Source organism: Erwinia sp. E602, from assembly GCF_018141005.1.
Taxonomy (GTDB): domain Bacteria; phylum Pseudomonadota; class Gammaproteobacteria; order Enterobacterales; family Enterobacteriaceae; genus Erwinia.
Genome location: NZ_CP046581.1, coordinates 229813 through 256786, shown reverse-complemented (window position 1 = coordinate 256786; position 26974 = coordinate 229813). Strand labels below are relative to the sequence as shown.

The following is a 26974-nucleotide window of genomic DNA, read 5'->3' as shown; positions in this document are numbered from 1 at the left end:
CGGCGGTAGAGAGCCCTCCGGCTATTGCCGCCCTCTGCAAACCGGCTGCTGCCTTGTTGCCAGCCGGTAATACACCAGTGAGGTCAGCCCCAGGCTGACGATCCACGAGATATCCGCCCCGCCCAGCCAGGTGGCCAGCGGGCCGGTGTAAAGCGCCTGGCTGAGAAACGGCACCTGCACCACGATGCCAGACAGGTAGCAGCCGATCGCCACGCCGTTCCAGCTGCCGTAGCGCCCGTTAACGTCGTACAGCGCCGGAATATCGACCCGTTCGTGCGAAATCAGGTAGTAGTCGACCAGGTTGATCGCGCTCCACGGCACAAACACCGCCAGCAGCAGCAGTACGAAGTTCTTAAAAAACTTCAGAAAGTCGGCGCTGGCGTACAGCGCGATCAGCAGCGACAGCAGGATGAAACCAAGGATATACGCGGCGCGCGCCAGCCCGGAGATCGCCTGCCCGCGGCGAAACGCGCTGACCACCGTCAGCGCCGACATAAAGCCGCCGTAGGCGTTCAGGCAGTTCACCGTCAGCTTGCCGGTGACGATCGCCAGGTAGATCACTACGGCCAGCCCCGGTGCGGCCAGCCCGCCGAGGAAGCCAACCTGATCGCTGAGGAAGTGCCCGCCGCAGGCGGCCACCAGCACGCCAAAGGTCATCGCCAGCTGCGCGCCGGTGACGCTGCCGAGCAGGGTCGGCCAGAATACCGCCGCGCGCGGCGTGTCGGCGGGCAGATAGCGGGAATAGTCGGCCACATACGGGGCAAAGGTCATCTGCCAGCCTGCCGCCAGCGCCACGGCCAGCAGCAGCGTCGGCAGCGTAAAGGGTTTTTGCCCGAACGCCGCCGCCACGTCGTACTGCGCAAACAGCTGCCAGGCCAGGTAGCCAAAGCCAATAATGGCGACGACGCTGGCGATGCGCCCCACCACGTGGATCAGCCGGTAGCCGACGATGGCGATAACGGCGGTCAGCACGCCAAAGACGATCATGCCGGTCTGCGGCGCAGTGAAGCCGAACAGCCGGTTGATCGCCTGGCCGGAGAGCACCGTGCCGGTGGCGGCAAAGCCGAGGTACATAATAATTACCAGCAGCAGCGGCAGCGCCGCACCGCGCACGCCAAACTGGGCGCGGCTGGTGATCATCTGCGGCAGGCCGGTACCGGGGCCCTGCGCCGCGTGCAGCGCCATCACGATGCCGCCGAGCAGGTTGCCGATCAGCAGGCCGATAATTGCGGTCAGCGCCTCTGCGCCAAACACGATCGCCAGCGCGCCGTCGACCACCGCGGTGATCTGCAGGTTGGCGCCGAACCACAGGGTAAACTGGCTGGCGGGCGCGCCGTGCCGCTGGGTCAGCGGGATTGGATCGATGGTATGGGTTTCAATCAGTGGAGACGATGCACGGGATTCGGTTGATGACATCATTTACAGCCTCTCAGTTTTGATAATGGTGGCGGCACGGGCGATCTCCGGAGCCAGCCAGCGGTCTTCCTGCCAGGTGGCCACCTGCGCCCGCAGTAACCGCCACGCCTGCTGCGTACCGCTGCCGGCGCGGTGCGCACCGTGAAAATCCAGCGCCTGACCGGCCAGCAGATACTCAATCGCGAGGATCTGGTACAGGTTCTCCGCCAGCTTCAGCAGCTTCAGCGCCGCGCTGGTGCCGAGGCTCAGATGATCCTCCTGCAGCCCGGAGGTGACAAAGTTATCCAGCACCGCCGGCTGCGCCAGCCGGCGATTTTCGCCGCACAGCGACGCCGCCACATACTGGGCGATCATCATCCCCGAGTTGACCCCCGGCTCCGCCACCAGAAACGCCGGCAGGCCGCTCACCAGCGGGTTGACCAGCCGGTCAAGACGTCGTTCCGCCACGCTGCCCAGCTCCGCCAGCGCCATCGCCAGCAGATCGGCGGCCATCGCTACCGACTCACCGTGCGGATTGGCCTGCGAGACCACCCGCCACGCGTCCGGGCTGCCGAGCACCAGCGGGTTATCGGTGGCCGCGTTCAGTTCGGTGACGATCTGCCGGGCGGCATGGGCAAACTGGTCGCGGCAGGCGCCGTGGATCTGCGGCATCGAGCGCAGACTGAGCGCGTCCTGAGTGCGCACGCCGCGGCTTTCCGCCACGATGGCGCTGTCGGCGGTCAGGTTGCGCAGGCGTTCACCGACGTGGCGAATGCCGTCGCTGGCCTTCAGCGCGAGGATCTCTGCATCGAAGGCGTCACTCTGCCCGCGCAGTGCTTCAAAACTCATCGCGCCGGTGACGTCCGCCCAGTCCAGCAGCCGCTCAGCGTCCGCCAGCGCCAGGCAGGCCAGGCCGGTCATGCAGGGCGTGCCGTTGACCAGGCTCAGGCCGTCTTTGGCCGCCAGCGGGCAGGGTTGCAGCCCCGCCTCGCGCAGCGCCTGCTCCGCGCTCACCGTCTGTCCGCGCCAGCTGACCTGGCCCACGCCGATCAGCGCCAGCCCGACGTGCGCCATATGGGTCAGGTAGCCCACCGATCCCTGCGACGGGATCTGCGGGGTGATCCGCTGGTTGAGCAGCGCCAGCAGGCCCTGCACCACCCGCGGTGAAATACCGGAATAGCCGTGGCTGTAGTTGGCGATCGCCGCGCAGACGATCGCCCGCGCCTCGGCCTCACCGAGCAGCGGCCCGACGCCGCAGGCGTGGCTGAGCAGGGTATTACGCGACAGCTGGCTGAGCTGCGGCGGGTCGAGGGTGATATTGCACAGCGCCCCCAACCCGGTATTGATGCCGTAGGCCACCCGCCCCTCATCGACGATGTGCTGCACGATCTGCCTGGCGTTCTCAATTCGCCGCCAGGCCGCGTCGCTCAGTTCCAGCCGGGCACCGCCCGCGGCCACCGCCACCAGCTCCTGCCAGCGCAGCGGCGCGTCGCCCCAGATAATGGTCTCGCTCATGACTGTTTCCTTGCCCAAAGACAGACGGCGCGTGGCGGTCTGCCCGGCGTAATCAACGGCCACGCGCCCGGCCGGGCGATCGGACCGCCGTGCCGGTACGCTACGACCGCCTGGGTTAATGGTGGCGGGAGATAAACTGCTGAAAACGCGGCGAGCCGCCGCTGCCGAACATCTCATCCGGCGTGCCCTGGCAGTCAATGCTGCCCTGATGCATAAACACCACCCGGTTAGAGACGTTGCGGGCGAAGCCCATTTCGTGGGTCACCACCAGCATGGTGCGTCCCTCTTCCGCCAGGCTGCGCATCACCTTCAGCACCTCGCCGACCAGCTCCGGATCCAGCGCCGAGGTCGGCTCATCAAACAGCATCACCTCCGGCTCCATCGCCAGCGCGCGGGCAATCGCCACCCGCTGCTGCTGGCCGCCCGACAGCTGCAACGGATAAAAATCTTTGCGGTTCAGCAGGCCAACGCGGTCGAGGATCTGCTCGGCCTGGGCGATGCACGCTTTGCGGTCGCGCTTCAGCACATAGTGCGGGCCTTCAATCACATTCTGCAGCACGGTCATATGCGACCACAGGTTGAAGCTCTGAAATACCATGCCGAGCCGGGCACGGAGGCGCTCCACCTGACGCGGGCTGACCGCCAGCGCGTGGCCGTGGCGGTGGCGTTTCATCTCAATGGTTTCACCGCTGACGCTGACCACCCCGGCGTCGGGGGTTTCCAGCAGGTTGATGCAGCGCAGAAAGGTACTTTTTCCCGATCCGCTGGCGCCGAGGATCGAAATAACGTCGCCTCTACGCGCCTCAAGCGAGATGCCTTTCAACACCTCCAGCGCGCCGAAGGACTTATGAATATCCTGCATCGACAGGGTGACGGGGGGCCGTTCAGTCATGGTTTTCTCCGCTAACGGTCAGGGCCGCAGGCTGGGGCAGCGTCTGCAGGCGCGGCGACAGGCGTCGCTCGATCCAGGCATAGATCTGCACGATAATAAAATTGAGGATCAGGTAGATAAGTGCCGCGCAGATAAACACCTCCATGGTGCGGTAGGTGCGCTGGATAATCTGCTGCGCCACGCCGGTGACGTCCCACACCGTGACCAGACTGGCCAGCGCGGTGGATTTCACCAGCAGGATCGCTTCGGTGGAGTAGGCGGGTAGCGCGTGGCGCAGCATCACCGGGGCGATAATGCGCCGCAGCAGCAGCCAGCGCGACATGCCGCAGGCCAGGCCGGCTTCGATCTGCCCGGCCGGGATCGCCAGCAGGCCACCGCGAAAGATCTCCGCGGTATACGAGGCGGTACACAGCGCCAGCGCCACCACCGCGCAGGCAAAGGGTTCGCGCAGCACAGGCCAGAATAGGCTGTGGCGAACCACCTCAAACTGGCCCAGCCCGTAGTAGATCAGGAACAGCTGGATCAGCAGCGGTGAACCGCGAAACACCAGGATATAGAACCGGGCGAAACCGCTCAGCAGGCGGTGCCTGCTCATGCGCAGCGCGAGGATCAGCAGCGCCAGCACGCCGCCGAGCAGAAACGACGCAAAAAACAGGCCGAGGGTCACCGGCAGTGCCGATGACAGCTTCAGCAAGGTGTCGGCGAGAAACGGAAAATCAATCATGCCGGGCTCCTCGCTCAGTTCTGCGCCGCGGTGCGGCTCTGGTGGGCGCGCCCTAGGCGCTGTTCAGCCCGACGGAACGCGCTGTTGGAGAGCACCGTCAGCAGCAGATAGCAGCCGGCCCCGAGGGTGTAGAACAGAAAATACTGGCGGGTGGAGCCGGCGGCGACCTGGCTGGCGCGCATCAGCTCCACGATGCCGGTGACGGAGATCAGCGCCGAGTCTTTCAGACTCATCTGCCAGACGTTCGACAGCCCCGGCAGCGCATAGCGCGCCACCTGCGGCACGATAATCCGCTGCAGGATGCGCCATTTCGGCATGCCGATGGCGACCGCCGCTTCCACTTCGCCCGGCGCCAGCGCCAGCCGTGCGGCGCGGTAAACTTCACCCTGATAGGAGGCGGAGATGAGCCCGATCGCCAGCGCGCCAATCATGAACGGCGGCACCTCAATAAAGCCGTCTGCACCAAACAGCTGGCCTATCTGGCTGACCAGCCCGGAGCCGCCAAAGTAGAACAGATAGATAATCAGCAGCTCCGGGATGCCACGAAAAACGATCGAATAGCCGTCGCCAGCCCAGCGCACCGCCCGCCGCGGGGATAACCGCGTGGCCGCCACCCCCGCGCCAACCACCGCCCCAACCATAAGGGCGGTCAGCGAGAGCAGAAAGGTGGTGAGGGCCGCGCTGAGGATTAACGCTCCCCAGCCGTTGTCTCCAAAACCTAACATTGCCAGCATCAGCGCACCCCGTTTATGGCGTTACGTCGGTCTTAAACCACTTCTGGCTTAATTTTTTAACCGTGCCGTCGGCCAGCGCGGCCTTGATCGCCACGTCCAGTCTGGCCTTCAGTTCGCCATCGCTCTTACGGATTCCCAGCGCTTCCCCCTCACCCCAGATCGGCCCGCTCAGCTTTGGTCCGCTAAAGGTCAGGCTGGCGTTCTCCGGTTTGCCCAGCAGTGACTCGGCAAAGGTGACATCGTCAAAGACCGCATCAATACGCTCTGCCTGAAGATCGAGGATCGCATCGGCGGAGGCGCTGTATTCCCGCACGGTGGCAACGTCTTTAAAGTAGGTATCGATAAACGGCGTATAGACGGTACCAGAGGCGATACCGATGGTTTTGCCCTTCAGCGCCTGCTTCAGCGCGGCAATCGCCGGGACGATCTCTTTCGCGTCATCATGCAGTTTGATGGTGGCGTCCGGCCCGGTGGCCTCCGGCAGCAGTTGACCCTTGCGGGTGATAAAGCTGGCCGGGGTGGAGGCGTAAGGCACGGTAAAGTCGATCACTTTCTTACGGTCCGGGGTGATCACAATCGCGTCCATAATCACGTCATATTTTCCCGCCTGCATCCCGGCGATCATGCCGTCCCAGTTCTGCACCACCAGCTTACAGCTGATCTGCATACGCTGGCAGAGGTCAGCCATCAGCTCCGGTTCAAAGCCGCTCAGCTTGCCGCCCGGCAGGGTCAGGTTCCAGGGTTCATAGCTGCCCTCGGTGGCGATGGTGATGGATTTCCACTCTTTGGCCTGAGCCGGTAACGCCGCCAGCAGGGCAGAGGCGATCAGGGCCGGGGCCAGCAACCGGCGTGAGAAGAGGATCTGTTTCATTAAACGCTCCTGGTAAGTGTGGGAACAGCAAACCGCCAGTGTTGATGAGAGGCACATATGTCATGTCATGTATATACAACCAGCGTGATAACAAAACACCTGGCAGGGTGCAAAGTTGTGACTCAGTTAATGTTGTTGATTTGTTACATCACTTGTCATGACATGTACAAACAAGCTAAGCAAGCTTTGTGCCATAGCGCCCGCAAGCCGCAGATCCTTGATGAGCAATGGTTTCGCTGATGCCAGCGAAGGGGTGAGGTGCAGATAATGCGCACCGTTTTGACGCGGTGCGCACTAACGTAGTGCGCCATCCGGTAAGCGTTTGGTTAGCTGACTTCTATTTTTACGGAAAATTACCGCACCGCTGCCCTGCGTGGTTCCGTTTTCTTCTTTATCTGGCAATTTCCGGAAGCATGCCGCGGCAGCAGCGCGGGTAAAGGTCTCCGCCGCCCATCGTCCATCCCCTGACGCTCACTACATACATATAGTACATCTGCCATCTGTGATGTGGGGGTGAGCAGAAAAAAGCGCCGTGCCGGGGTAAAGATCCGCTTCTTCCCTTTCCCGGATCATCTGGTTAAACTAATCCCGACATGCTTTATATAGTGAATGACGCCTAAAAAATTGGTGTATCACGTTGAGGTACTTACATGATGGATTTTTGATTTAAGGAAAAATAGCAGCATGCATGATCCTTTTCCTTTATGATGCAATGCTTGACTTGTTTAAAGGGTGATATGCAATTAATGTTTTAACAGAGATGCTTACTGCAGGAGAACATTTATCTTGCAGGTAAACCCGCGAATTTACCGCCAGATGATCAAAACCTACATTATGTGCGTTGTCGGAACCACATTATGAATCAGGAAATATGCAGGCAGGCATCAACAAAGTTAAGCCCTTATTGGCCCGACGTTGATAATAAAGTCGGGGATAGCCTGACGTATTTCGTCTTCCGTATGAGTTAGCCCCCCGCCACCTTCTAGAAGATCAGATTTTATGCCTGAATTTCTAGCCCCCTCAATATCTGTCTCAAGAGAATCACCAATCATGCAGGCGTCAGCCGGAGAGCAGCCCGCAGCCTCAAGTCCTTTCCTGAAAATTTCAGCGTTAGGCTTTCCGTATTCAATTATTTTTACTCCTGCTTGACGGGGCCTCGTATAGAAATATCCGGCTGTTTTCTGAAGGTTGCCATTAATGTTCACAAAACGGTCAGAATTGGTCGAATAAACAGGAGTTTCGTTCTTTAATAAACATCCTATGATTTCGTCATGCTCAGTGTCACTTTCAAATATATGATTGGCAGCAATCACTATCTGACATTTGTCAGGGCTGGATGATGACTTGGCCATAATATCTTCAAGCAATACGCTTGCACCGACGGTTCCGATTAGATAATAATGCATGCCGGCAGTGCCGAGGCTAATGGTAATATCATCTTTAATAAGTCTGCCTGAGATTATTATCCTGTCAACCAAATCAGTATTGATTCCTTTTCCTTAAGCAGGCTGAGCACTTCGTGCTCAGATCGGGACGAATTGCTGATAAGCATAATTCTTCCTTTGGAGCTGAGTACCTCCAGAAGCTTGTCTGCAACAAGCGTCTTTTTTTCCGTCATACAGAACGCCCCAGATATCTACAGACTAAAGACTGGTAATCCCTGCAGTGATTTCAATTTTATCATTCAAACCTTCCTTATCTATACGTAAGCCTGACCGGTCAGTTTCACTGCTGAGCCGGTAGTTTCATGCAGGCTGAAAGTCATAAACCATGAAGGTATCATAAACTTTAACAATCCTTACTTATAGATGAATAAAAAAAGATGGTGACAATTTAACCAGGAGAAAATATCAAACAATTTTTAACTAAATATTTCAGTGTAAATAATTGACATTTTTCATATAATTGTTTTCCATGAATTAATTATCTTTTTAATAAAGCTAGAGAACTATAGGGATATTTCACATAAATATCCAGAAAGTATTGTTTTATATCGCAAGTAAAGTGTTGTGAAGTAGATCACTAAAATATCTAATGTATCTTAAGAGTTTTTGGTGCTTAATGTCGGAAGTAAAATGTGCACAAAACAGGAGTAATTAATGCAAGAGATAACCTCATTAAATATGATTTTTTTCAGTGCATCAGAAGAATCTGAAATCCATGGGCGTTTCAGAGAGGTATGTACTGCAATAAACTCACAAAACGAGGATGACGGTTCCTCAAAGGTTTCTTTTCTTCCTCTTTCACGACTAAACAATTCTTCAGAGCGCAAGGGATGTCTGGAAATTATTGGTGAAGTTATCAGCAGTGGATGTTTTACAAGCGGACCATACATTGGCCATGTTGAAAGTAAATTAAAAGAACTGTATGAGGCCCATACCTGTATTGCCACAGCAAGCGGGACTGACGCAATAAAAATTGCGCTGAAGTCCGTAGGGGTTGGCCCGGGTGACGAAGTTATACTTCCGATTAATTCCTTTGCCGCGACAGAAAATGCTGTCTTGGCCATCGGAGCTACGCCGACATTTGCCAATATAGATCGATCCTATAATATCAATCCATCTGAAATTGACCGACTGCGGAACAAAAAAACCAAAGCCGTTCTGCCAGTATGTCTATACGGGTCTACCAGAAACATGCATGAGGTATATTTAAAATCTAAAGAATCAGATATACCTGTAGTGATTGATGCAGCACAGTGTTTCGGTATCAAATCTGTGATGGATAACTGCGACGTTATGGCTCTAAGCTTTAACCCTTTCAAGAATATTGGCTCATTTGGAAAATCAGGCGCAATTATCACACGTTCACCTGCATTGGCTCAGCTAGCAAGGCAATATTCTTATCACGGATTTTCAGAAGGGAAAAAGAACATCAAAGCGCAGGACTGGGGCCTGAACAGCCGGATGGATAATTTACAGGCCGCGACACTTAGCGTAAAACTCGGGCATTTCGAAATGAACTCAGCCAAACGGTGTTTACTGGCTGCCCGCTATCATCTGTTGTTGAAAGACCTCTCAGCACATGTTGATCTTCCCTCAGAACTGGTAGAGAACACTTGGCACCTCTATCCGATTTACCTGCAAAATGTAAATCGCGATGACCTCATCTCCTTTGCTCGCCAGAAGGGCGTGGAATTTGATGTTTACTATCCCGTTCTTTCACATTCGGGCGTTCACGATTTTGCCCGCAAATACCCGGATAAAGCGCAGTTCCGTCCGTCAGAGCAAGTCCATGCTGCGCTGATTCATATTCCTTTGCATAACCACATGTCCTTCAGAGAACAGGACCGTGTATCAGAGGTGCTTCATGCATTCTTCAGATAAAATCCTTCCGCCTGAGTTTTCTCTGCCTGCCGTTATTGACACAGTCGTATGCTGCGATCTGGACGAAACTTATATCCCCTACGCGGACGATAATAAAATTCATGGTGGAGTATCTGAACTTGAGGCTTTCATGATCTTATTCGGGGAGGAAAAAGGCCTTCTGCTTGGATGGGTCACGGGCACAAATCTGCGATCTGCGCTCCGTAAGACCCGTGGCTATATTTCCCGGAGCCCGCATTTTGTGTGCTGCAGTCTGGGTACGGAATTTTACTGGGTTGAAGACGGCAAACTCCGCCCTTCGGCATCGTGGGCAAAGCGCATTGAGCGCTCAGGCTATCGCGCTGAAAATGTCAGCCGCATAGTAGAAATCCTGTTAGGTAAAGGCGTCCCACTGGAAAAGCAACCTGATGATTATCAGGGGACGTACAAGATGAGTTTTTACTATCCCGTTCGTGATCAGATGAAGCGCGATTTTCAGTCTATAAGCGACCTGGCCGAGCGATATAGCGTTCGTGCAGTTTTCACCAAGTGCAATCCGGCAGCCGGTGACCCGGCAAACTGTTACGACGTGGAATTTATTCCTCTTTGCTGCGGCAAAGATCAGGCAGTGCTTTTCCTTATGGAAGAAAAGTCGTTACCCAAGGAATCAGTTATTGCTTTTGGCGACAGCGCAAATGACTTTGCCATGTTTGCCCAAGCTGGCAAAGGCTATCTGGTAGCTAACGCTGACAGGTTCGCGGTAGAGCAATACGGAAGCTGTCTTAACAAGGCTTATTGCCACGGCATTCTCAGCGTCCTTCAGGGAGAATTATCATGATTATCGGTATTGTTGGCTGTGGAGGTATAGCGCATGCGCACGTCAGAGCGCTGTCGCTAAACAGATACGTAACTGGCCTGGCTTTTTACGATATTAACGAAGAAAACATACGCGAGCTCAGCGAGTCGTCCTCACTGCCGGTTACATGCTGCCAGCATCTCAGTCAGCTCGCGGAGATCAGTGAGGGGTTCATCATCTGTACACCGAATCATCTTCACGTCAGTCTTGCTGAACAGGTACTCAGCTACAGAAAAATCCCCTTTTTGTGTGAGAAGCCTCTTTCCACAGATCTTGCTTCAGCGGAGAGGTTAATATCCGCAGCTCCTCCGGCAAGTGTTATTTCATTCAATTACCGTTATAACCATGTTATTGAAAAAATAATTCAAAGGCGGGCCGCTAACAGACTCGGAGAAATGCATTACTTTGGTGCAGAATTTAACAAAAACTCCGCACTGACACGTAATCATATTACCTGGCGAGATTCAGCGCAGCAAAGCAAGAGCAGCGGAGCTCTGGGAGATCTTTCATGCCATCTTCTCGATATGTTCTGTCTGCTTGGGCAAGGACAAATCGACATTGATGCCCTCAGAACCGTTAAAGGTACCCGAGTAAGGTTTAAACAGGAAAAACCTGTTGAGGTGGATGATAACGGCTATGTGTTTGGCCGGTCAGAGCAGGGAGCCTATTTCAAGATTCATGCCAGCAAGTCAGAAGAGCCGGATGAACTCGGATTGCATCTTCATGTAATTTTTGACAAAGGCGAAATACGGTACTCTACACGCAATGAAAACACACTTTTCCTCACGCGTTTTGATAGCCCCGGGACAGAAGAAGTCAACATCGGTGCTGAAAAACAGCTCAGTGATCCCGCCCGCGAACTTCCGTACTGGGCTGATTCATTCATCTATATGCACAGAGACTGGTGTGAACACCTGAAAAATGGCACAAAGAGCTCCCTGCTCGCAGGGTTATCGGCAGGTTTGCATATTCAACAAGTTATAGAGGCTTTTTAACTCATTATGGACACGACTCTTATTATTGGCCTATTTGCTGCATTCTTTACAACGTTCGCGTTTGCCCCCCAAAGTATCAAGACGCTAAAGACACGGAATACAGAGGGAATATCCGTGGTGATGTACATCATGTTTCTCATAGGCGTTATTTTATGGATTATATATGGTTTACAGAAATCCGATTTAGCAGTGCTTTTCGCAAATATCATCACCCTATTCCTGGCTGCACCGGTTCTTATTATGACCCTACTATCCCGAAAGAAGGAACGTTCATGAATATCGCAATTATCGGTGCAGGTCCGTCAGGACTGATATCAGCCCGAAATGCTATCCGGCGGGGTATTACAGTAACGCTTTTTGAGAAACTATCCCGTGTCGGAGGCATATGGAATCCGGATAGTGGTGGAGCCTACCGTAATGCCCGCATGCAGAACTCCCGCGAAACGTTTCATTATTCCTGTGTGCCGGGGCAAAGCTCTGACGTTTTTCTGGGCGTAGAACAGGTAGGAAGTTATCTGTCAGAGATGGCAGTTTCTGAAGGTGTGATGCAGTCAACCCGACTGAACACACTAATTACTAAGGTGAAGAGGACAGATGAAGGCTGGTCAGTCACCAGCACTACCGAGGGACGCCACCACAAAACAGAAATTTTCGACAAAGTAATTATTACTACGGGTGAGCTCTGGCAGGCACGTATACCCAAAATATCCGGACTAGAGCATTTCAAGGGGCAGGTAATTACCTCAAGGAATTACAGAGATCCTGAACCTTTCCAGGGGAAACACGTTCTTGTGGTTGGCGGCGGGGTGAGCGGAGCTGATATTGCGTCAGATCTAGTGCCGTATGCTCAGTCTGTAACGTTATCAGTGAAAAAGATTGGTCTTTATCTGCCTCGCCAATTTGTCAATGGCCCAAATGACATGATGCACTCCTATGTTGGCAGATATTTGTTAAGTCAGATGAGCTATGCCAGCTTTCTGGAGTATCTGGATGATGCCTTACCAGAATATATGAAGCTATACCGCTCGTCAGGAATGTTGCCCGCCCGGGCCAATAACAATGCTGTTCATGTAAACGAAAAAATCATTCCCAACATTGCATCGGGTCTGATTAAGATTAAACCTCAGGCAGAACGCATTCTGTCAGATGGGCGCACCGAATTTGTCGATGCAACTCTCGGTGAATATGATGCTGTAATTTCCTGTGCTGGCTATGAGATGCCCGATTATTCTTTCATAGAAGGATTCGACCGTACCCAGCTTTATGAACATTTTTTCTGGACTCAGGACCCAAGCCTTACCATCATTAACCCGCCGGTCGACACTGCTGGCTTTGGTGCCGCATTCCCCTATTTTGATATCATCAGCCAGTGGGTGATTGGCTTTTATGAAGGGAAAATTGCTCTTCCAGCTAAGGAAGCGATGGAAACGTGGTGTGCAGAAAATATGAAAGATCTACAAGTTAGAAGATTCTATGACAGCTGGCTGGAAACCATTCGTATCGGGCTTGAGGCTGGTATATTACCGGACCCGTCCAAGGAATTTTTCAGATACTGGAATCTGGTTTCAAGCGTCGTAAGACCTGGATATCTTTCAGCTTCACCGGATGAGCCTGAACGCGGCAGAATGGACGATCGTTTCGACTTTGAGACAACCCGATTACGAGTCCTTGCCAGCCTGAAAAAGAAATCGCTCCTTAATCTTATGAATAAAGGTGAAATAAGCCCAACTGATTATCAGGCCGCTATAGACATTGAGGAAGAAGATAAAATCGCTGTAACATTGCCTTATTCTCAGATTTATCTTTGATACGTTTATGGGCCTCCGGGCCCATTTTCAATCAAAGCAATCGTATCAATCTGGCCGGATTTCCCGCATAAACCCCTTTTTTTTCAATATCTTTAATGACAACACTCCCGGCTCCAATGACAGATCCGCTGGCAATATAAGTAGTGAGAATGGTGGCTCCGCTGCCTATAGTAACGTTATCTCCCAGTGTGATGGTTATCCAGCTTGAAGATGAAGGATCAGGAGCCCCGCTCCTGAAAAGATCGTTTGCAAAGGTAACGTTATGGCCAATAAAGCAGTTTGAACCAATACTGACATCTTCACACAGGAAAGTGTGCGACTGAATTCGGGTACCCTCACTGATAACGCAACCTTTTTGAATTTCAACGAATGGACCGATAAAAACGTTGTCTTCAAGTTCGCATTCATAAATATTAACTGGACTGATAACCGTAACGTTCTCTCCATACTTCACGTCACGTATACCGCATTGAATCACTTTCATAAAACCCGCACCTTTATATTAACTTTTAATAGCTTTATTTTATCACATTATTTACTGTATATGATTATTAATGCCATATTTATCAACTGTACTTAAGCAGCACCCTTTATAAAGACATTTACATCGGACATAGGTCAGGAGGGACGTTCCTCCTGCAGGCGGATATGGGAAGTTTGTGGTATGAATAGTAAAGGTTTTTTTCGTACGAAAGCGACGTAATGACGTCTGACACCTTACCGTTACGGGCAGCCGAGATCCTGCGACACGTCCCCCTGACGTGCTTAACCGTCGCGGCGATCGCTGTGGGCGGCGCCGGCCACATCGTCAGTGCCGGACGGGTCTGTGCCTCTATCGCGCTGACCGTGACCTGATAGTCGCAGTAGCTGGCGCTGCGCGCTGCGTTCTGTTCAATAAGGATATCCATCGTGTTTCACCGCGCCAGCATTTGCCGCCCAACTTACCCGGCGATCAACAAACGCGCGGTCGGATAGTCGGTGATCAGCACGTTAAGGTAGCCGCCCTGCAGCGCACCCTGGATAGCGGCGGCCTTCTGGCGGCCACCGGCCAGCGCCACCACGTGCGGGCAGTGCTTCAGCTGTTCCAGCTTGATGCCCACCGCCGGATCCTCCGAGGTTTGCAGCACCGGCTGGCCTGCGGCATCGTAGTAGTGCAGGCAGATATCCCCTACCGCGCCCCGCGCCGCCAGCCGATCGAGCATACTCTTATCGTAGTAGTTGCCGGAGTAACGCAGCAGCTGTGACGGTTCCATATCGCCGATACCCACCAGCGCCAGGGTGACGTCGTTGAACTTCTCCAGCACCTGGCGCACGTCGCTGTCGGCCTCCAGCAGATCGCGGCTGTCCACCGATCCTTCCAGCGACTGCGCGGGCAGCAGCCACGCTTTACAGCTGAGCATATCCGCCAGCCCCTGAGTGAGCATCGTCGCCTGCGCATTACCGTTAACGCCCACGCCGCCCAGCAGCTGGATCACCCCGGCCGCCTGCACGGTGAGCGGATGCAGTTCACTGACCATCGCTTTGATGGTGCTGCTCCAGGAGGAGACGCCGACCAGCTCATGCGGGCGCAGGCGCGTTTCCAGATAGTGCGCGGCGGCGGCACCGATCGCCTGACGCACCGCGCCGCCCTCTTCATCTTCCGGCACGTCGACAATAATCGCCTGCTGCAGGCCATAACGCTGCTCGATGCCGCGCTCCAGCTCGGAGAAGACGTTGGGCGGCTGCACCACGCTGATTTTAACGATGCCTTCCTTGACGCTGCGGTTAAGCGCGCGCGAAACAAACGACTGCGACAGGTTCAGCGTGCTGGCTATCTCGGTCTGCTTCATGCCTTCGTTATGGTACAGCGTGGCGATTTTCACCATCAGCCGGAGTTCATTTTGCCTGGTCATACGTCCCTTCACGTGGTTAAGCGGGCCGGGGCCCGTTTAGCGGATTATTAACATACTAACCTGAATATATATGCAACTAACGATATAAATGTGATTGAGATCGGACTTTTCGATCGCTGCTCTGGCTCAGTGTGCCAAAAATGAACACAATAGTGAATATTAAGTCTTGATGGAATATATATTCAATCAGGAATGAATCGAAGGGCACGGCGGCAGGTAACAGAGTGGTGTTGCTGACCGACGTACCAGTTAACTCAGTAGTGCCAGAGCAGGATGCAGCAGCTTAAGTACGCTCCGTTGCCATGGCTATACTGTACAACCATTGAATAAATATTCAATAACGAATTTGTATTCAGGAGGGCACCATGAATTCCTACGCACTCGACGTGCAGGACCTTGAGAAAAGAGCCCGGTCGATCCGTCGCCGGATTATTGAACTGAACGCCAACAGCCCGGCGGGCGGGCATACCGGTGCGGACCTCTCTCAGGTGGAGATCCTGACCGCACTCTACTTCCGCCTGCTGAACTGCGCGCCGGATCGTATTAACGATCCCGAGCGTGATATCTACATTCAGTCGAAGGGCCATGCGGCCGGCGGTTATTACTGCGTACTGGCGGAAGCCGGCTATATCCCGGTTGAGTGGCTGCCGACCTATCAGCACGCCGACTCACACCTGCCCGGCCATCCGGTGCGTCATAAGACGCCGGGCGTCGAGCTGAACACCGGCGCGCTGGGCCACGGCCTGCCCGTTGCGGTCGGCCTGGCGCTGGCGGCGAAGAAAGATAACAGCCCGCGCAAAATTTTCGTGGTCACCGGCGACGGTGAGCTGGCAGAAGGCAGTAACTGGGAAGCCGCGCTGGTCGCCGCCCACTACGGCCTGGATAACCTGATTATCATCAACGACAAGAACAAGCTGCAGCTGGCCGGTCACACCCGCGACATTATGAATACCGACCCGCTGGCGGAAAAATGGCAGGCGTTTGGCTTCAACGTCACCGAGTGCCAGGGCAACGTCATGCAGAGCGTGGTGGACACGCTGGAGAACCTGCCGGCCAACGGCAAACCTAACGTGGTGATCGCCAATACCGAAAAAGGTTTTGGCATCTCCTTTATTCAGGGCAAGCCGGAGTGGCATCACCGGGTGCCGAAAGGCGAAGAAGTGCAGCTGGCGCTGGAGGAGCTGAAAGATGAGTGAGAAAAAACACCTGGCGACCGTGATGGTCGAAGCGTTAATCGACGCGGTTAACGACGGCGTGGACGTGGTGCCGGTGGTGGCTGACTCCACCTCTACTGCCAAAATCGGCCCGTTCCTGAAGGCGTTTCCCGGCCGTACCGTTAACGTCGGTATTGCCGAGCAGGTGCTGGTGGGCACCGCCGCCGGCCTGGCGCTGGGCGGTAAAGTCGCCGTTACCTGTAACGCCGCGCCGTTCCTGATTTCCCGCGCTAACGAGCAGATCAAAGTTGACGTCTGCTATAACAACACCAACGTCAAGCTGTTCGGCCTGAACGCCGGGGCCAGCTACGGCCCGCTGGCCAGCACCCACCACAGCACCGACGATATCGCGGTGATGCGCGGCTTCGGCAACATTGAAATTTATGCGCCATCCTGCCCGGCCGAGTGCCGCCAGATTATTGACTATGCGCTGCGCCACACCGGGCCGGTCTATATCCGCCTTGACGGTAAAGACCTGCCGGTGCTGCACGATGAGCAGTATCAGTTCACGCCGGGAAAAATTGACGTGCTGCGCACGGGTAGTGACGTGGCGCTGGTGGCGCTGGGTTCGGCGGTACATGAAGCGGTGGATGCCGCCGCTCAGCTCAGCGAGCTGGGTATTCAGGCCACGGTGGTCTCCGTGTCGTCGGTTCGCCCGTGCGATACCGCCGAACTGGCCCGCGTCATCGGCGACATTCCGCAGGTGATCAGCGTGGAGGAGCACAATATTAACGGCGGCGTCGGCAGCCTGGTGGCCGAAGTTATCGCCGAAAACGGCCTGCGCGCTCGTCTGAAACGACTGGGCGTCACCGACGGCGGTTACGCCATTGCCGGCGACCGTCAGTCTACCCGCGTCGGGCTGGGAATTGATGCCGCCAGCGTGCGTGATACCGCCGCCGCGCTGGTAAAGGGTGAGAACCGCGCCTGAAAATGACCGTTGAGTAGCTTAATATTTCAGCACTGCGACGTCTGAGCATGAAACCCCGCCATCAAGGTTGCGGGGTTTTTTATTGTCCGGATCGGAAGAACGGAAGCCGGGGCATGTTGCAGCGGACTGCGTGAGCTGAATCTTTGCAGGCCGGATAGCGGATACTGATGATGTACTTTTACAGCAGGCCCGCCGCCAGCGTCCGGTTACGGCTTCCTGAAGCTCTGCGTACTGAGGAAATTCCCTGCGCTGATTTTTCTGTATACGATAGCGATCACAGCCGCTTAAAATGATTACTGTAAAGTAACTTTACGCGCAATTTTCCCTGCAAAAAGGCGTGACGTCGCGCGGTTGATCCTGCCTGTGGCCGTGTTCAGGCCGCGACGAAAGATAGTCTGCGCACTGATAACTGGCTGAATGTAGAAATAATGATGAAAAAAAACCGCCGCGAAACCAAAGGCGAACGCACCCGTGAACGGCTGCTTACCGTAGCGGCAGAGCTGTTTGCCGAACACAGCTTCCACGGCACCCGCATCAGCGACATCGTGAAGGCCGCTGGCGTAACACAGCCCAGTTTTTACAGTTATTTCAGCACCAAAGAGGTGATTTATCAGGAACTGGTTTCGCGCTTTGACGCTGAACTGGAGGAGCTGGTGGTCTCCATGCTGATTGACGCGTCGCTGCCAAAGGAGGACGTGCAAAAAAACATCATCAACAGCTTTCATCGCTATCTGGAGTTCTTCACCACCCACCGCCACCTGACCCGCATCAGCCTGTTCCAGCAGCCGCAGGGGGAGGCTACCCGCAATAACCTGCTGAAGTGGATTTCACGCAATATGCGGCTGGAGCAGGAGCGTGGATTTTTCAGCACGGACATCTCTACCGCGGTGCTGGCCGCCTGCTATCTTGGCGTGCTGATCCAGACGCTGCTGGAAGATCCGGCAGAAGCGGCGCTGGCGGCGATTGCACAGGAACGCGGAAAATTTCTTTATGGCGGGCTGACCTTCTGAGGCGACTCCCGTTCGGGGTGGGAAAAGTTGCCGGATTCCCGACCACCTTCCCATTTGATATCACCGGGTATTTCTGTGATCCTGTCTGAACGAAGATTTTTTTATTATTCCTTCCCGGTTAACCGCAGCCATTTTTATTAACGCTTTCACGCAAAGCGTTAAACTTCCATTTAGTAATGACATCTGCTTTCAGTACATTAACGTCTAATTTATCAAATTTCTTAAGATCGTCATCCCGGAGAAGTACCCCTTTATGGCGTAAGCCACAGAGTGCGTACATCTTACTCTCCGGGGTAGCTGCACGATCGGAGAGGATAGTTTCAAAGATGCCGACTGCGTTTTCGCTGGAAAGTGCTTCTTCGTATAGTTTTTGCTGTGGCATAATTTTCGGATAAAATCCGTTATGGCCCATTGAGAAAACACTGACTTTGCTCAGGTCACTTTCCATGTTCGCCGCAAAACATTTCACGTACAGAAAGATCGCTATCAGGAGAAAAAGTGCTGGATTGCTCATAGCCCCTCCGGAGAATCATAAATCATTCAGGACTGCAAAAAACGTATCAACAGCAGCACGCTTTTTCAATACAATATGTGTCTTTGCGCATCACCGGAGAAAAAAATTATTTCACATGAATTCCCATATCGCTGCCGTGCTGATAGCGCGATATGGAAATTCCCTCAGAAAAACCTGTACTGCAGGTTCAGAATATTTTGGATGAAGAGAGTCAGATGTCGAATCAACCCTCTGCCACCTTGATAAATTAAAAGTACTTTTCCACTAAAGCCCAGAGAATCGCGGTGGTTTCCCCATCCATACAGCCGCAGTAGTTCGATGGCCGGAAATGCAGCTGAAACGCCCGGATCAGGTTCTGATAACCCGCCGGTGTGGTTGCGCCGGAGGTGTCATATCCATATTTCTGCAGCTTTGCGATAATATCTGCCTGCTGAGGCAGCGTATTGCAGAACTGCGTCTGATACTTCTGTTTCGTGGCATCATCGTACCATGCCCCGACCCCGGCATCATAAAGCGCTTTCCACGGAAACAGCGCCCCCGGATCGCTCTTTCTGCCGGGTGCGATATCGCTGTGGCCGACCACGTTTACCGGCGACAGATCCGGATAACGCTGGATAATATTGAGCGCCAGCTGTTTCACCGCCTCAATCTGCTGCGGATTGTAAGGCGGGAAAGTGAACACGCCGTTATTTTCCGTTGCCAGATTGACAATCTCAATACCAATTGAGGTGTCGTTAAGGTTGCTGCGCCCCGCCCAGCTGCTGACCCCGGCGTGCCATGCCCGTTCGTTCTCATCGACCAGATTGAAAATCTTCAGCGTTTTATAACCGGCAGCGATCCAGGTCGCTTCCGAGGGATCGGGGATCAGATAGTGCACGCTGGTTGCCTTACCCGTCAGGCTGGTGACGGAATCGCGAAAGTTTTCCGCCGTATAGTGCAGCACCAGAAAACGCACCCGACGGTTAAAGCCGGCTATTGAGCGATAACTATTGTAGTCAATGGTATACATAACTTACTCCTTGTTGAGTTAATGCTTTTTTATCCTGCTCGTTAAGTTTATGCGTTACAACACACAATGTTTTAATTTATGTATCATGACGTAACGTAAAATACTGGCGATCGGACCGCTGCCATACTTTATAGCCCTTTTGATTTCAGACGCGCCATATGGTCAACAAACAGTTTAACCGGGTCAGTGCTGCAGGTAACAACGCCGGCAATTTGATTAACGGCATCCATATGATCCATGGAATAGTCTGAGTGGTTAGCTGGAAAACATTAAAATGAAAGACTATCGTTTTAAAACAACACAAAAAACTCATCGGTTAAATATCAGGCCATCAACAGGTTAAACGCTCTCTTTTTTAAATTTTTACTTTATTCCAGACGCAGGATTCAGAATTTTCAGACCTGCGCCTAATTTCTTTCAGGAACCTCACTGCTGTTCTCTTTCCGCCCGCCGCCCCCGCTGATACGCCGGGTCAGGCCGTGGAATGCTGGCGATCAGGCTGCGGGTGTAGTCGTGCTGCGGCTGGCTGAAGATCGTCCCGGTACTGCCCTGCTCCACTATCCGCCCCTGCTTCAGCACCATCACGGAATGACACAGGCTGTGAATCACGCCGAGATCGTGGCTGATAAACAGGCAGGCAAAGTGGTACTCGTCGCGCAGATCGCGCAACAGCTGCAGGATGCTTTGCTGGATGGAGACGTCCAGCGCCGAGGTCGGTTCATCGGCAATCAGCAGTTGTGGCTTCAGCGCCAGCGCACGGGCGATGGCCACCCGCTGGCACTGACCGCCGGAGATCTCGTGCGGATAGCGCTGCTGCCATCCGGCAGGAAGCCCGACCTGATCCAGCAGCGTGGCCACCCGCTGCGCGACCTCCCGCGCGCTCAGCGAACGGTGGGTGGTAAGCGGCTCGGCAATTGACTGGGCGAGCGTCAGGCGCGGGTTAAGCGAACTCAGCGGGTTCTGGAATACCGCGCCAATCCTGTCGCGGGGGTCGCTGCGTCTCCCGGTAAGCGGCTCACCGTTAAAGCGGATACTGCCACTCTCTGCCGTGGCGGTGCCCAGCAGCGTGCGGCCAATCGTTGTTTTTCCGGAACCGGACTCGCCCAGCAGCCCGAGGAATTCGCCTTTATGCAGTGAAAAGGAGACACCGTGCACCACCTCCCGGCGGCGGCCGAAACCTTCACGCCAGGCGATCGTCAGATCCCTCACCTCAAGCAGCGGGACCGCATCAGTCAGCGCCGCGCGTGCGTCCGGCCCGTCACTGCCCGGCTGCGCCGCCAGCAGCTGGCGCGTATAAGGCTGTTCGGGGGCGGCAAACAGCGCGTCCACCGGCCGCGTTTCCACCACCCTTCCCGCACGCATTACCACCACCCGCTGCGCAATATCGGCGACCACGCCAAGGTCGTGCGTGATCAGCAGAATCGCCATGCGGTACTGCCGGTTCAGACGGTGCAGCAGATCGAGGATTTCGCGCTGGGTGGTGACGTCCAGCGCGGTGGTCGGTTCATCGGCGATCAGCACCGCTGGCCTGCCGGCAAGCGCGATGGCGATCATAATGCGCTGTAACTGGCCGCCGGAAAACTGATGGGGGTAGTGCTGCAGCCGCTGCTGCGCATCAGGAATATTCACCTGTTCCAGCAGCACAAGCGCCTGCTGACGGCGCTGAGCGCGGCTGAGCGCGGGCTGCGCCGCCGCCAGCACCTCATCCAGCTGGCTGCCGATGGTGAAAACCGGATCGAGCGCCGCCGCCGGGTCCTGAAACACCATCGCCACCTCACGGCCGCGCAGCGCGGTGCGCCCGGCGCGGCCAAGGCTTAACAGCTGGCGGCCGTTCAGCCGCAGGCTGCCGCTGACGCGTGCGCTGGCCGGCAGCAGGCCGGGGATCGCCTGGGCCACCGCCGATTTACCGGCACCGGATTCGCCGATCAGCGCCAGAATTTCCCCGGCCGCAAGATCAAAGCTGACGTCATCCACCGCCCTGACCCGCCCCCGATCGCCCTGATAGATAATGCTCAGACGTTCAACGCTGAGCAGGGGCTGCGGATCAGACATCACCGGCCAGCCCGTCCTGCAGCCAGCGATCCAGCCGCGGCAGCGTGATGCCGTAGACGCCGAAGCCGCGTTTCAGGTTATCGAGCACCACAAATTCGTCCGGGCCGTGCGGGGAGCCATGCCCGGCGCGGATAAAGTCCGGGCGCAGGTCGGTAGCCTGTCCTTTAAACGTGCCGCCAGCGTGGCGGCTGAAGCCCGGCCCAAAGGTGATCGAGTTGGGCAGCACGCGGGCGTGGGTGGCGCCGCCCATTGAGAAGGGTTCAGAGCGGGTTTGCGCTACCGCGTCGTAGGTGTGCAGCAGCTGCTGTACCAGCGGGCTGTTTTTGTCGATATGCATCGGCGCATCGTCACGCAGCACGCGCAGCGAACCGCCAGTGGCTTCCACTGCCGTGCGCAGGCTGGCCTGCAGCGCGGCGGAGTCGGCCGCCAGCGGGTAGCGGATATCCAGCCAGAGCTCAAACCCGCCCTCCGCCGGGATCGCCAGCCCGCCATTAAGGGTCAGTTTACCGGTGGCAGCGTCTTCGGCGGCGATCCCCGCGCCCTCTCCCCACGGGTCGGCCAGCAGCTTGCTGACCAGCTGCGCCGCGCGCAGGTCGGCAGGGTCATCCAGCAGCCCGGCGGCAAGCAGCGCGTCCAGCAGCAGCGGAATCGCATTCTGCGTGCCCTCCGGGAAGGCGGCATGACCGGATTTGCCCTGCGCCACCAGCCGCAGCCCGCCTTCAGCCTCCTCCAGCGTCAGCACCGCACGCTGCGCCTCGCCAAGCGTCGCCAGCGCGGCGCTCACCTGCGCGCGCTGTGCAACCGGGAAGCGCAGCGCAGCGCTGGAAGGGACGGCATTTTCTGCCACCCCTGCGCGCAACCCCGTCAGTAACGGCCCGGCCGGAATTTGCAGCGCCAGGTTCAGCCCGCCTTTCTGCGCATAGTTAACCGGGAAGCCGCCATCGGTAATCAGCGAGAAGCGCGGCAACGTGCCGTGCTGCGCCAGGTAACGGATATCATTCATGCCGATCTCTTCCGCTCCGCCGTAGATAATGCGCAGTTTGTGACTGAGGGTAATCCCGAGGTCGCGGAACGCGCGCAACAGGTAGAGATCAACCAGCGCCGGGCCTTTGTTATCTGACGCGCCACGGCCAATCACAAAACCCTCCTTCTCAAAGGGTTCGAATGGCGCGTACTGCCAGTTATCCCCCGGCGGCACCACGTCGAGATGGGAGACCAGACCGATCTCCGGGACACCTTCGCGATCGTCGGCGTAGATCGATATCGCATAGCCGTCATGGTTTTCAGTGCTGAAACCCAGCGCCTGCGCCCGTGCCAGCACATGGTGAAACACCTCATCCACTGCGGCACCAAAGGGTTTGCCTGGCTGCGCCAGTTTCTCATCAGCAATGCTCGGGTGGGCGACCCACTGCAGCAGGTCCTGCACAAACTCTTCGCGGTGGGCGTCAAACCAGCTGTCCAGTTGTGCCGCCAGGCGGATTTCGTCTTCGCTCAGGTCAGGATCGGTAATATGGCTCATAGCAGACTCCGGTTTTTGAGGTTTATCGCAATGCGATATCGCGGACGGGGGCGGCCGGACGCGGGTTAAGCACCCGGCCAACACCCTCGCCAATCAGATTAATACTGAGGACCATCAGCACGATGGCCAGCCCCGGCGGCACCCACAGCCACCATTCGCCGTCGATCACCCGCAGGCTCTGCGCGGCAGAGAGCATATTGCCCCATGACGGCTGCGGCTGTCTGACGCCAAGGCCAATAAAGCTCAGCGCCGCTTCGGCGAGAATGGCGTTGGCCACCGCCAGCGTCAGGTTGATCAGTACCGGCGCACAGGCATTTCTCAGCAGATGGCGGAGGATAATGGTCAGCCCCCCCACGCCGATCGCTTTCGCTGCCAGCACATAACCGCTTTCGCGCAGCGCCAGCAGTTCGGCACGCACCAGCCGCGCCAGCCCGGTCCAGTGCAGGATGCCGATAATAAAAATCACGTTCCACAGGCTGGCGCCCAGAATCGCCGCCAGGGTGATGGCCATGGCGTAAAACGGGAAACACATCACGATATCGATCAGCCGCATAATCACGCCGTCCACCCGACCGCCGCAGTACCCGGCCAGGCTGCCCAGCGTGATGCCAATCGCCCCCTGAAACAGCACCGCCGCCAGCGCCACAAAGATCGACACCTGGCCGCCGTACAGCAACCGGGCCAGCACATCGCGGCCAATCTCGTCAGTGCCCAGCCAGTAGACCGCATCAGGCGGTGATTCAATGGCAAACAGGTCGGCTTCATCCGGGCTGTGCCCCGTCATCCATGGCGCCAGCAACGACAGAGCAACCAGCAGCAGCAGGATCGCCGCCCCGCTGAGAAAAAAGCCGTCGCGCAGCAACGCGGGGCGTGATGCCCGCCCCACCGGCGCAGCGTAGTCAGTTTCAGCGCTCATCGGATCCTTATGCGCGGGTCAACCGCGGCGTAGAGAATATCGGCCAGCAGATTAATCAGCAGCGTGACCACGGCCAGAAACAGCACGATGCCCATCAGCAGCGGATAATCCCGCGCCTGGATGGCATCAAAACTGAGCCGCCCGACGCCCGGCCAGTTAAAGATGATTTCGGTCAGCAGCGTTGAGGAGAGCAGCGCGGGCAGCTCCAGGCAGAACAGGGTGATCAGCGGCCGGGCGGTGTTTTTAATCAGATGCGGAAAAATCACCCGCCGCAGCGGCAGCCCGCGGGCAAACAGCGCGCGGACAAAAGGCTGGCGGATCATGTCGTCAATCGCCGCACGCAGATAGCGGCTGAAGATGGCGATGTTCGCCACCGCCAGCGCGGCGGCCGGCAGCAGCAGGTGACGCAGCACGTCCAGCAGATGGTCAGTGCCGGTCAGGGTGACGCCCAGCGTGGTGGCACCGGAAACCGGCAGCCAGCGCAGGTTCATGGCGAACAGCTTGACCAGCAGAATGGCGGTGAAGAACACCGGGATCGAGACGGTAATAAAGTAGTACAGCGCCACCAGCCGGTCGGTTTTACCGCCGCGCGCAAGGCCGATCCACACCCCGAGCGGCCAGGCATTCAGCAGGGCGATCATCAGCGAGCCGCCGGCCAGCAGAAAGGTGTTGCTCAGCCGTTCCGCGATCAGCGTCAGTACCGCCACGCCGTTCTGCGTCGAGTGGCCGAGGTCGCCCTGCAGCACCTGCAGCGCCCAGCGGCCGTACTGCTGCCACAGCGGATCGCGGTAGCCCGCCGCGCGCATCATCTCCTCTTTCTGCTGCGGCGTGGTTTCCGGCGAAATCATGCCGGCCAGCGGGTCACCGGGCTGCAGTTTGATCAGGAAAAAGACGATCAGGGAAATACCGACCAGCACCGGCACCGAGATCAGCAACCGGTGGAAGAGATAACGCAGCATCGCAGGTTCCGTATTCCGAAAATAAATAACCGCTTCCCGCCCGTCAGCGCGGGAAGTGCACAGGCTTAAGGTTGAACCGTCCAGCTGCTGACGTCAGCAAAAGGTTCATAAGCCCAGGAGTGATAATGCGTCACCCGTTTACTCAGCACGTAGCCCTCGTTGGGAATATAAAGCCAGACGTGCGGCACTTCGGTATTAATGTCCCGCAGCCAGCCGCCAACGCTGGTTTTTAACGCAGCCGGGTCGATGGTCGAATTAAATTCATCCGCGAACTTATCCAGCTGCGGTGATTTAAACCGTTCCCACCAGAAATTATTATCGTAAACGCCAGGACGGAACGTCCCCCCCATCAGCAGGCCGTCGTATTTCCGCTGGCCGTCCTGCAGGATCGACAGGGTGGCGTTAAAGTCTGCGGCGTTCAGCACCACGTTAATGCCTGCCGCCTTCAGGTTCTGCTGAATAATCGGTGCCGTGAGTTCGCGGGTGCGGTTGCCGGTCGGGTAATCGATAGTCAGGGTAAACGGCTTACCGTCTTTTTCGACGATGCCATCCCCGTTGCTGTCCACCCAGCCCGCCTCTTTCAGCAGCGCTTTTGCTTTTTGCGGGTCGTAGGCATACGGGTTCAAGACTGACGGATAGAACGGGCTCTGCGGACTCTCTTTGGTGTTAAACACCTGACCGTGACCGGCCAGCAGCTTGTCGACGATCGCCTGGCGGTTAATGCCATACGCCAGCGCCTGGCGCACACGGCGGTCCTGCAGCTTGCCGTTAGTGGTGTCCAGCGACAGATACTGGGCGGTGGTGCCGCGCTGCTCCTCGACGCGGATGCCGGCCTTCTGGTAAGCGGCCAGATCGCGCGGATTCCAGCTGGAGAGCTCGGCGATATCGATATCGCCGTTGATGATTTCATTCTGCACCGTCTGCGCGCTGGATACTTTGAAAATCAGCGTCTTCACTCTGGCTTTGTCGCCAAAGTAGTCGTCATTACGCTCCAGCTTAACGTACCGATCGGAGATAAATTCAACGAATTTATAAGGCCCGCTGCCGACCGGATGGCGCAGCAGCTGGCTGGCTTTGTTCCACTCTTTAACCGGCACCTTCTGCCAGATATGTTTTGCCAGCACCGGCTTATCGGCAAAGTGTGCCAGCGCACCGGAGTAAGGGGCGGTAAAGGTGAAGCTGACGGTTAGCGGATCGATCACCTTAATCCCGGACGGCGCCTGCGCTTTACCGCTATCAACGTCGTCAAACCCTGCCAGGCGCTTAACAAAATCCGGGCGATCGCGCGGAAAGTCCGGCGAGGCTTCGCTGGCGTAGGTAAAGGCGACGTCTTCGGCGGTCAGCGGCTGGCCGTCGTGCCATTTGACGCCAGGGCGCAGATGCAGGGTCAGCGTTTTACCGTCGGCAGAATAATCATATTTTTCCACCAGCGACGGCACCGGCTTCTGCTGCGGATCCAGGATAAACAGGCGGCTGTATACGGTGAAAATGACGGCGCGGTCATAATTAGAAAAATAGAGCGTGGGATGAAACGTACCGTTGGGATTACTCCAGATGGCGTAACGTAATACGCTGTTATCCTCCGCCGCCGCAACGGTGATGGCACTTATGCCAAATACCGCCAGCGCGGCAGCCTTAATTAACGCTTTCATCCCTACTCCCGATTATCTTTAGTATACAGTTGCGCATGAGCCAGCAGGCGCAAATTTCTCTGGCTGCCCGAGGAATTAACTCAGAAAAAAGAGGTAAGGCCGCACAATAATTGAAGCGGGAGGGAGTGACAAATGCTTAAAGCGCAAAACAATTGCCGGTAATTTCACGTGAATGATGTAACCGGCAGTGGCCACCAAACCTGAATAACCCGCA

The 26974-nt window shown here is 56.0% G+C and carries 24 protein-coding genes; 8 read left to right on the top strand and 16 right to left on the bottom strand.

Going from position 1 to position 26974, the window contains the following annotated elements; all coding sequences use genetic code 11:
- Nucleotides 1-21 precede the first annotated feature (21 nt).
- The 7 genes from GKQ23_RS01120 to GKQ23_RS01090 all read right to left on the bottom strand — a co-directional run bounded on the left by GKQ23_RS01120 (nucleotide 22) and on the right by GKQ23_RS01090 (nucleotide 7609).
- The gene (locus tag GKQ23_RS01120; RefSeq protein ID WP_212408213.1) at nucleotides 22-1419 is read right to left on the bottom strand and encodes a cytosine permease; all 1398 of its coding nucleotides are present in this window, start codon (nucleotides 1417-1419) and stop codon (nucleotides 22-24) included.
- Nucleotides 1420-2910 (bottom strand): histidine ammonia-lyase, encoded by a 1491-nt coding sequence (gene hutH / locus GKQ23_RS01115; RefSeq protein ID WP_212408212.1) that lies wholly within the window; start codon nucleotides 2908-2910, stop codon nucleotides 1420-1422.
- A 115-nt stretch (nucleotides 2911-3025) separates the two neighbouring features.
- A complete protein-coding gene (locus GKQ23_RS01110; RefSeq protein ID WP_212408211.1) occupies nucleotides 3026-3802 on the bottom strand; it encodes an ABC transporter ATP-binding protein in 777 nt (258 codons plus the stop codon).
- Complete coding sequence (locus GKQ23_RS01105; RefSeq protein WP_212408210.1) at nucleotides 3795-4526, bottom strand: ABC transporter permease; 732 nt, start codon at nucleotides 4524-4526, stop codon at nucleotides 3795-3797. Before GKQ23_RS01105 ends, GKQ23_RS01110 begins: the two co-directional genes overlap by 8 nt.
- Nucleotides 4527-4540: 14 nt before the next feature.
- Nucleotides 4541-5260, bottom strand: a complete 720-nt coding sequence (locus GKQ23_RS01100) for an ABC transporter permease (RefSeq protein WP_212408209.1) — start codon at nucleotides 5258-5260, stop codon at nucleotides 4541-4543.
- A gap of 13 nt (nucleotides 5261-5273) precedes the next feature.
- On the bottom strand, nucleotides 5274-6131 hold the full coding sequence (locus GKQ23_RS01095) for a transporter substrate-binding domain-containing protein (RefSeq protein ID WP_212408208.1): 858 nt from the start codon (nucleotides 6129-6131) through the stop codon (nucleotides 5274-5276).
- 893 nt (nucleotides 6132-7024) lie between these two features.
- Complete coding sequence (locus GKQ23_RS01090) at nucleotides 7025-7609, bottom strand: HAD-IA family hydrolase (RefSeq protein ID WP_212408207.1); 585 nt, start codon at nucleotides 7607-7609, stop codon at nucleotides 7025-7027.
- Between the two features lie 621 nt (nucleotides 7610-8230).
- Here GKQ23_RS01090 and GKQ23_RS01085 point away from each other — a divergent pair.
- From GKQ23_RS01085 to GKQ23_RS01065, 5 genes are read left to right on the top strand one after another with little or no spacing between them, the layout of a single operon-like run.
- Complete coding sequence (locus GKQ23_RS01085; protein ID WP_212408206.1) at nucleotides 8231-9457, top strand: aminotransferase class V-fold PLP-dependent enzyme; 1227 nt, start codon at nucleotides 8231-8233, stop codon at nucleotides 9455-9457.
- Nucleotides 9441-10274 carry an HAD-IIB family hydrolase gene (locus tag GKQ23_RS01080; protein WP_212408205.1) on the top strand — a complete coding sequence of 278 codons (834 nt, stop codon included), beginning with the start codon at nucleotides 9441-9443 and terminating at the stop codon, nucleotides 10272-10274. Before GKQ23_RS01085 ends, GKQ23_RS01080 begins: the two co-directional genes overlap by 17 nt.
- On the top strand, nucleotides 10271-11287 hold the full coding sequence (locus tag GKQ23_RS01075; RefSeq protein ID WP_212408204.1) for a Gfo/Idh/MocA family protein: 1017 nt from the start codon (nucleotides 10271-10273) through the stop codon (nucleotides 11285-11287). Before GKQ23_RS01080 ends, GKQ23_RS01075 begins: the two co-directional genes overlap by 4 nt.
- A gap of 6 nt (nucleotides 11288-11293) precedes the next feature.
- Nucleotides 11294-11563, top strand: a complete 270-nt coding sequence (locus tag GKQ23_RS01070; RefSeq protein WP_212408203.1) for a SemiSWEET family sugar transporter — start codon at nucleotides 11294-11296, stop codon at nucleotides 11561-11563.
- Nucleotides 11560-13095, top strand: coding sequence for an NAD(P)-binding domain-containing protein (locus tag GKQ23_RS01065; RefSeq protein WP_212408202.1), 1536 nt, complete (start codon nucleotides 11560-11562; stop codon nucleotides 13093-13095). Before GKQ23_RS01070 ends, GKQ23_RS01065 begins: the two co-directional genes overlap by 4 nt.
- A gap of 31 nt (nucleotides 13096-13126) precedes the next feature.
- On the opposite strand, the gene GKQ23_RS01060 is transcribed toward GKQ23_RS01065, so the two are convergent.
- The gene (locus GKQ23_RS01060) at nucleotides 13127-13579 is read right to left on the bottom strand and encodes an acyltransferase (RefSeq protein ID WP_212408201.1); all 453 of its coding nucleotides are present in this window, start codon (nucleotides 13577-13579) and stop codon (nucleotides 13127-13129) included.
- Between the two features lie 457 nt (nucleotides 13580-14036).
- Complete coding sequence (locus GKQ23_RS01055) at nucleotides 14037-14987, bottom strand: sugar-binding transcriptional regulator (RefSeq protein ID WP_212408200.1); 951 nt, start codon at nucleotides 14985-14987, stop codon at nucleotides 14037-14039.
- A gap of 365 nt (nucleotides 14988-15352) precedes the next feature.
- Here GKQ23_RS01055 and GKQ23_RS01050 point away from each other — a divergent pair, with 365 nt between their 5' ends.
- From GKQ23_RS01050 to GKQ23_RS01040, 3 genes are all read left to right on the top strand, one after another.
- A complete protein-coding gene (locus GKQ23_RS01050) occupies nucleotides 15353-16183 on the top strand; it encodes a transketolase (protein WP_056237476.1) in 831 nt (276 codons plus the stop codon).
- Nucleotides 16176-17129 (top strand): transketolase family protein, encoded by a 954-nt coding sequence (locus GKQ23_RS01045; RefSeq protein WP_101505078.1) that lies wholly within the window; start codon nucleotides 16176-16178, stop codon nucleotides 17127-17129. Before GKQ23_RS01050 ends, GKQ23_RS01045 begins: the two co-directional genes overlap by 8 nt.
- Nucleotides 17130-17557: 428 nt before the next feature.
- On the top strand, nucleotides 17558-18139 hold the full coding sequence (locus GKQ23_RS01040) for a TetR/AcrR family transcriptional regulator (RefSeq protein WP_101505079.1): 582 nt from the start codon (nucleotides 17558-17560) through the stop codon (nucleotides 18137-18139).
- A 118-nt stretch (nucleotides 18140-18257) separates the two neighbouring features.
- On the opposite strand, the gene GKQ23_RS01035 is transcribed toward GKQ23_RS01040, so the two are convergent.
- The 7 genes from GKQ23_RS01035 to GKQ23_RS01005 form a co-directional block, all read right to left on the bottom strand.
- The gene (locus tag GKQ23_RS01035) at nucleotides 18258-18653 is read right to left on the bottom strand and encodes a hypothetical protein (RefSeq protein ID WP_212408199.1); all 396 of its coding nucleotides are present in this window, start codon (nucleotides 18651-18653) and stop codon (nucleotides 18258-18260) included.
- A gap of 247 nt (nucleotides 18654-18900) precedes the next feature.
- Entirely contained in the window at nucleotides 18901-19662 is a 762-nt protein-coding gene (locus tag GKQ23_RS01030) for an N-acetylmuramoyl-L-alanine amidase (RefSeq protein WP_212408198.1), read from the bottom strand.
- 426 nt (nucleotides 19663-20088) lie between these two features.
- Nucleotides 20089-21714: an ABC transporter ATP-binding protein gene (locus GKQ23_RS01025; RefSeq protein WP_212408197.1), complete on the bottom strand. Its 1626-nt coding sequence runs from the start codon at nucleotides 21712-21714 to the stop codon at nucleotides 20089-20091.
- On the bottom strand, nucleotides 21707-23233 hold the full coding sequence (locus tag GKQ23_RS01020; protein WP_212408196.1) for a Sapep family Mn(2+)-dependent dipeptidase: 1527 nt from the start codon (nucleotides 23231-23233) through the stop codon (nucleotides 21707-21709). The genes GKQ23_RS01025 and GKQ23_RS01020 overlap by 8 nt, the downstream gene beginning before the upstream one ends.
- A gap of 22 nt (nucleotides 23234-23255) precedes the next feature.
- Nucleotides 23256-24149, bottom strand: a complete 894-nt coding sequence (locus GKQ23_RS01015; protein WP_212408195.1) for an ABC transporter permease — start codon at nucleotides 24147-24149, stop codon at nucleotides 23256-23258.
- Nucleotides 24146-25108 carry an ABC transporter permease gene (locus tag GKQ23_RS01010; protein WP_212408194.1) on the bottom strand — a complete coding sequence of 321 codons (963 nt, stop codon included), beginning with the start codon at nucleotides 25106-25108 and terminating at the stop codon, nucleotides 24146-24148. The genes GKQ23_RS01015 and GKQ23_RS01010 overlap by 4 nt, the downstream gene beginning before the upstream one ends.
- A 65-nt stretch (nucleotides 25109-25173) precedes the next feature.
- Nucleotides 25174-26760 carry an ABC transporter substrate-binding protein gene (locus GKQ23_RS01005; protein ID WP_212408193.1) on the bottom strand — a complete coding sequence of 529 codons (1587 nt, stop codon included), beginning with the start codon at nucleotides 26758-26760 and terminating at the stop codon, nucleotides 25174-25176.
- Between the last annotated feature and the right edge of the window lie 214 nt (nucleotides 26761-26974).

What these genes read in the sequence shown, in the direction of transcription:
- GKQ23_RS01110 (WP_212408211.1), bottom strand. Translation starts at nt 3,802, where the DNA reads ATGACTGAACGGCCCCCCGTCACCCTGTCGATGCAGGATATTCATAAG.
- GKQ23_RS01065 (WP_212408202.1), top strand. Translation starts at nt 11,560, where the DNA reads ATGAATATCGCAATTATCGGTGCAGGTCCGTCAGGACTGATATCAGCC.
- GKQ23_RS01020 (WP_212408196.1), bottom strand. Translation starts at nt 23,233, where the DNA reads ATGAGCCATATTACCGATCCTGACCTGAGCGAAGACGAAATCCGCCTG.
- GKQ23_RS01030 (WP_212408198.1), bottom strand. Translation starts at nt 19,662, where the DNA reads ATGTATACCATTGACTACAATAGTTATCGCTCAATAGCCGGCTTTAAC.
- GKQ23_RS01100 (WP_212408209.1), bottom strand. Translation starts at nt 5,260, where the DNA reads ATGCTGGCAATGTTAGGTTTTGGAGACAACGGCTGGGGAGCGTTAATC.
- GKQ23_RS01085 (WP_212408206.1), top strand. Translation starts at nt 8,231, where the DNA reads ATGCAAGAGATAACCTCATTAAATATGATTTTTTTCAGTGCATCAGAA.
- GKQ23_RS01040 (WP_101505079.1), top strand. Translation starts at nt 17,558, where the DNA reads ATGATGAAAAAAAACCGCCGCGAAACCAAAGGCGAACGCACCCGTGAA.
- GKQ23_RS01080 (WP_212408205.1), top strand. Translation starts at nt 9,441, where the DNA reads ATGCATTCTTCAGATAAAATCCTTCCGCCTGAGTTTTCTCTGCCTGCC.
- GKQ23_RS01055 (WP_212408200.1), bottom strand. Translation starts at nt 14,987, where the DNA reads ATGACCAGGCAAAATGAACTCCGGCTGATGGTGAAAATCGCCACGCTG.
- GKQ23_RS01045 (WP_101505078.1), top strand. Translation starts at nt 16,176, where the DNA reads ATGAGTGAGAAAAAACACCTGGCGACCGTGATGGTCGAAGCGTTAATC.
- GKQ23_RS01025 (WP_212408197.1), bottom strand. Translation starts at nt 21,714, where the DNA reads ATGTCTGATCCGCAGCCCCTGCTCAGCGTTGAACGTCTGAGCATTATC.
- GKQ23_RS01010 (WP_212408194.1), bottom strand. Translation starts at nt 25,108, where the DNA reads ATGCTGCGTTATCTCTTCCACCGGTTGCTGATCTCGGTGCCGGTGCTG.
- GKQ23_RS01035 (WP_212408199.1), bottom strand. Translation starts at nt 18,653, where the DNA reads ATGAGCAATCCAGCACTTTTTCTCCTGATAGCGATCTTTCTGTACGTG.
- GKQ23_RS01005 (WP_212408193.1), bottom strand. Translation starts at nt 26,760, where the DNA reads ATGAAAGCGTTAATTAAGGCTGCCGCGCTGGCGGTATTTGGCATAAGT.
- GKQ23_RS01105 (WP_212408210.1), bottom strand. Translation starts at nt 4,526, where the DNA reads ATGATTGATTTTCCGTTTCTCGCCGACACCTTGCTGAAGCTGTCATCG.
- GKQ23_RS01050 (WP_056237476.1), top strand. Translation starts at nt 15,353, where the DNA reads ATGAATTCCTACGCACTCGACGTGCAGGACCTTGAGAAAAGAGCCCGG.
- hutH (WP_212408212.1), bottom strand. Translation starts at nt 2,910, where the DNA reads ATGAGCGAGACCATTATCTGGGGCGACGCGCCGCTGCGCTGGCAGGAG.
- GKQ23_RS01095 (WP_212408208.1), bottom strand. Translation starts at nt 6,131, where the DNA reads ATGAAACAGATCCTCTTCTCACGCCGGTTGCTGGCCCCGGCCCTGATC.
- GKQ23_RS01015 (WP_212408195.1), bottom strand. Translation starts at nt 24,149, where the DNA reads ATGAGCGCTGAAACTGACTACGCTGCGCCGGTGGGGCGGGCATCACGC.
- GKQ23_RS01060 (WP_212408201.1), bottom strand. Translation starts at nt 13,579, where the DNA reads ATGAAAGTGATTCAATGCGGTATACGTGACGTGAAGTATGGAGAGAAC.
- GKQ23_RS01075 (WP_212408204.1), top strand. Translation starts at nt 10,271, where the DNA reads ATGATTATCGGTATTGTTGGCTGTGGAGGTATAGCGCATGCGCACGTC.
- GKQ23_RS01120 (WP_212408213.1), bottom strand. Translation starts at nt 1,419, where the DNA reads ATGATGTCATCAACCGAATCCCGTGCATCGTCTCCACTGATTGAAACC.
- GKQ23_RS01070 (WP_212408203.1), top strand. Translation starts at nt 11,294, where the DNA reads ATGGACACGACTCTTATTATTGGCCTATTTGCTGCATTCTTTACAACG.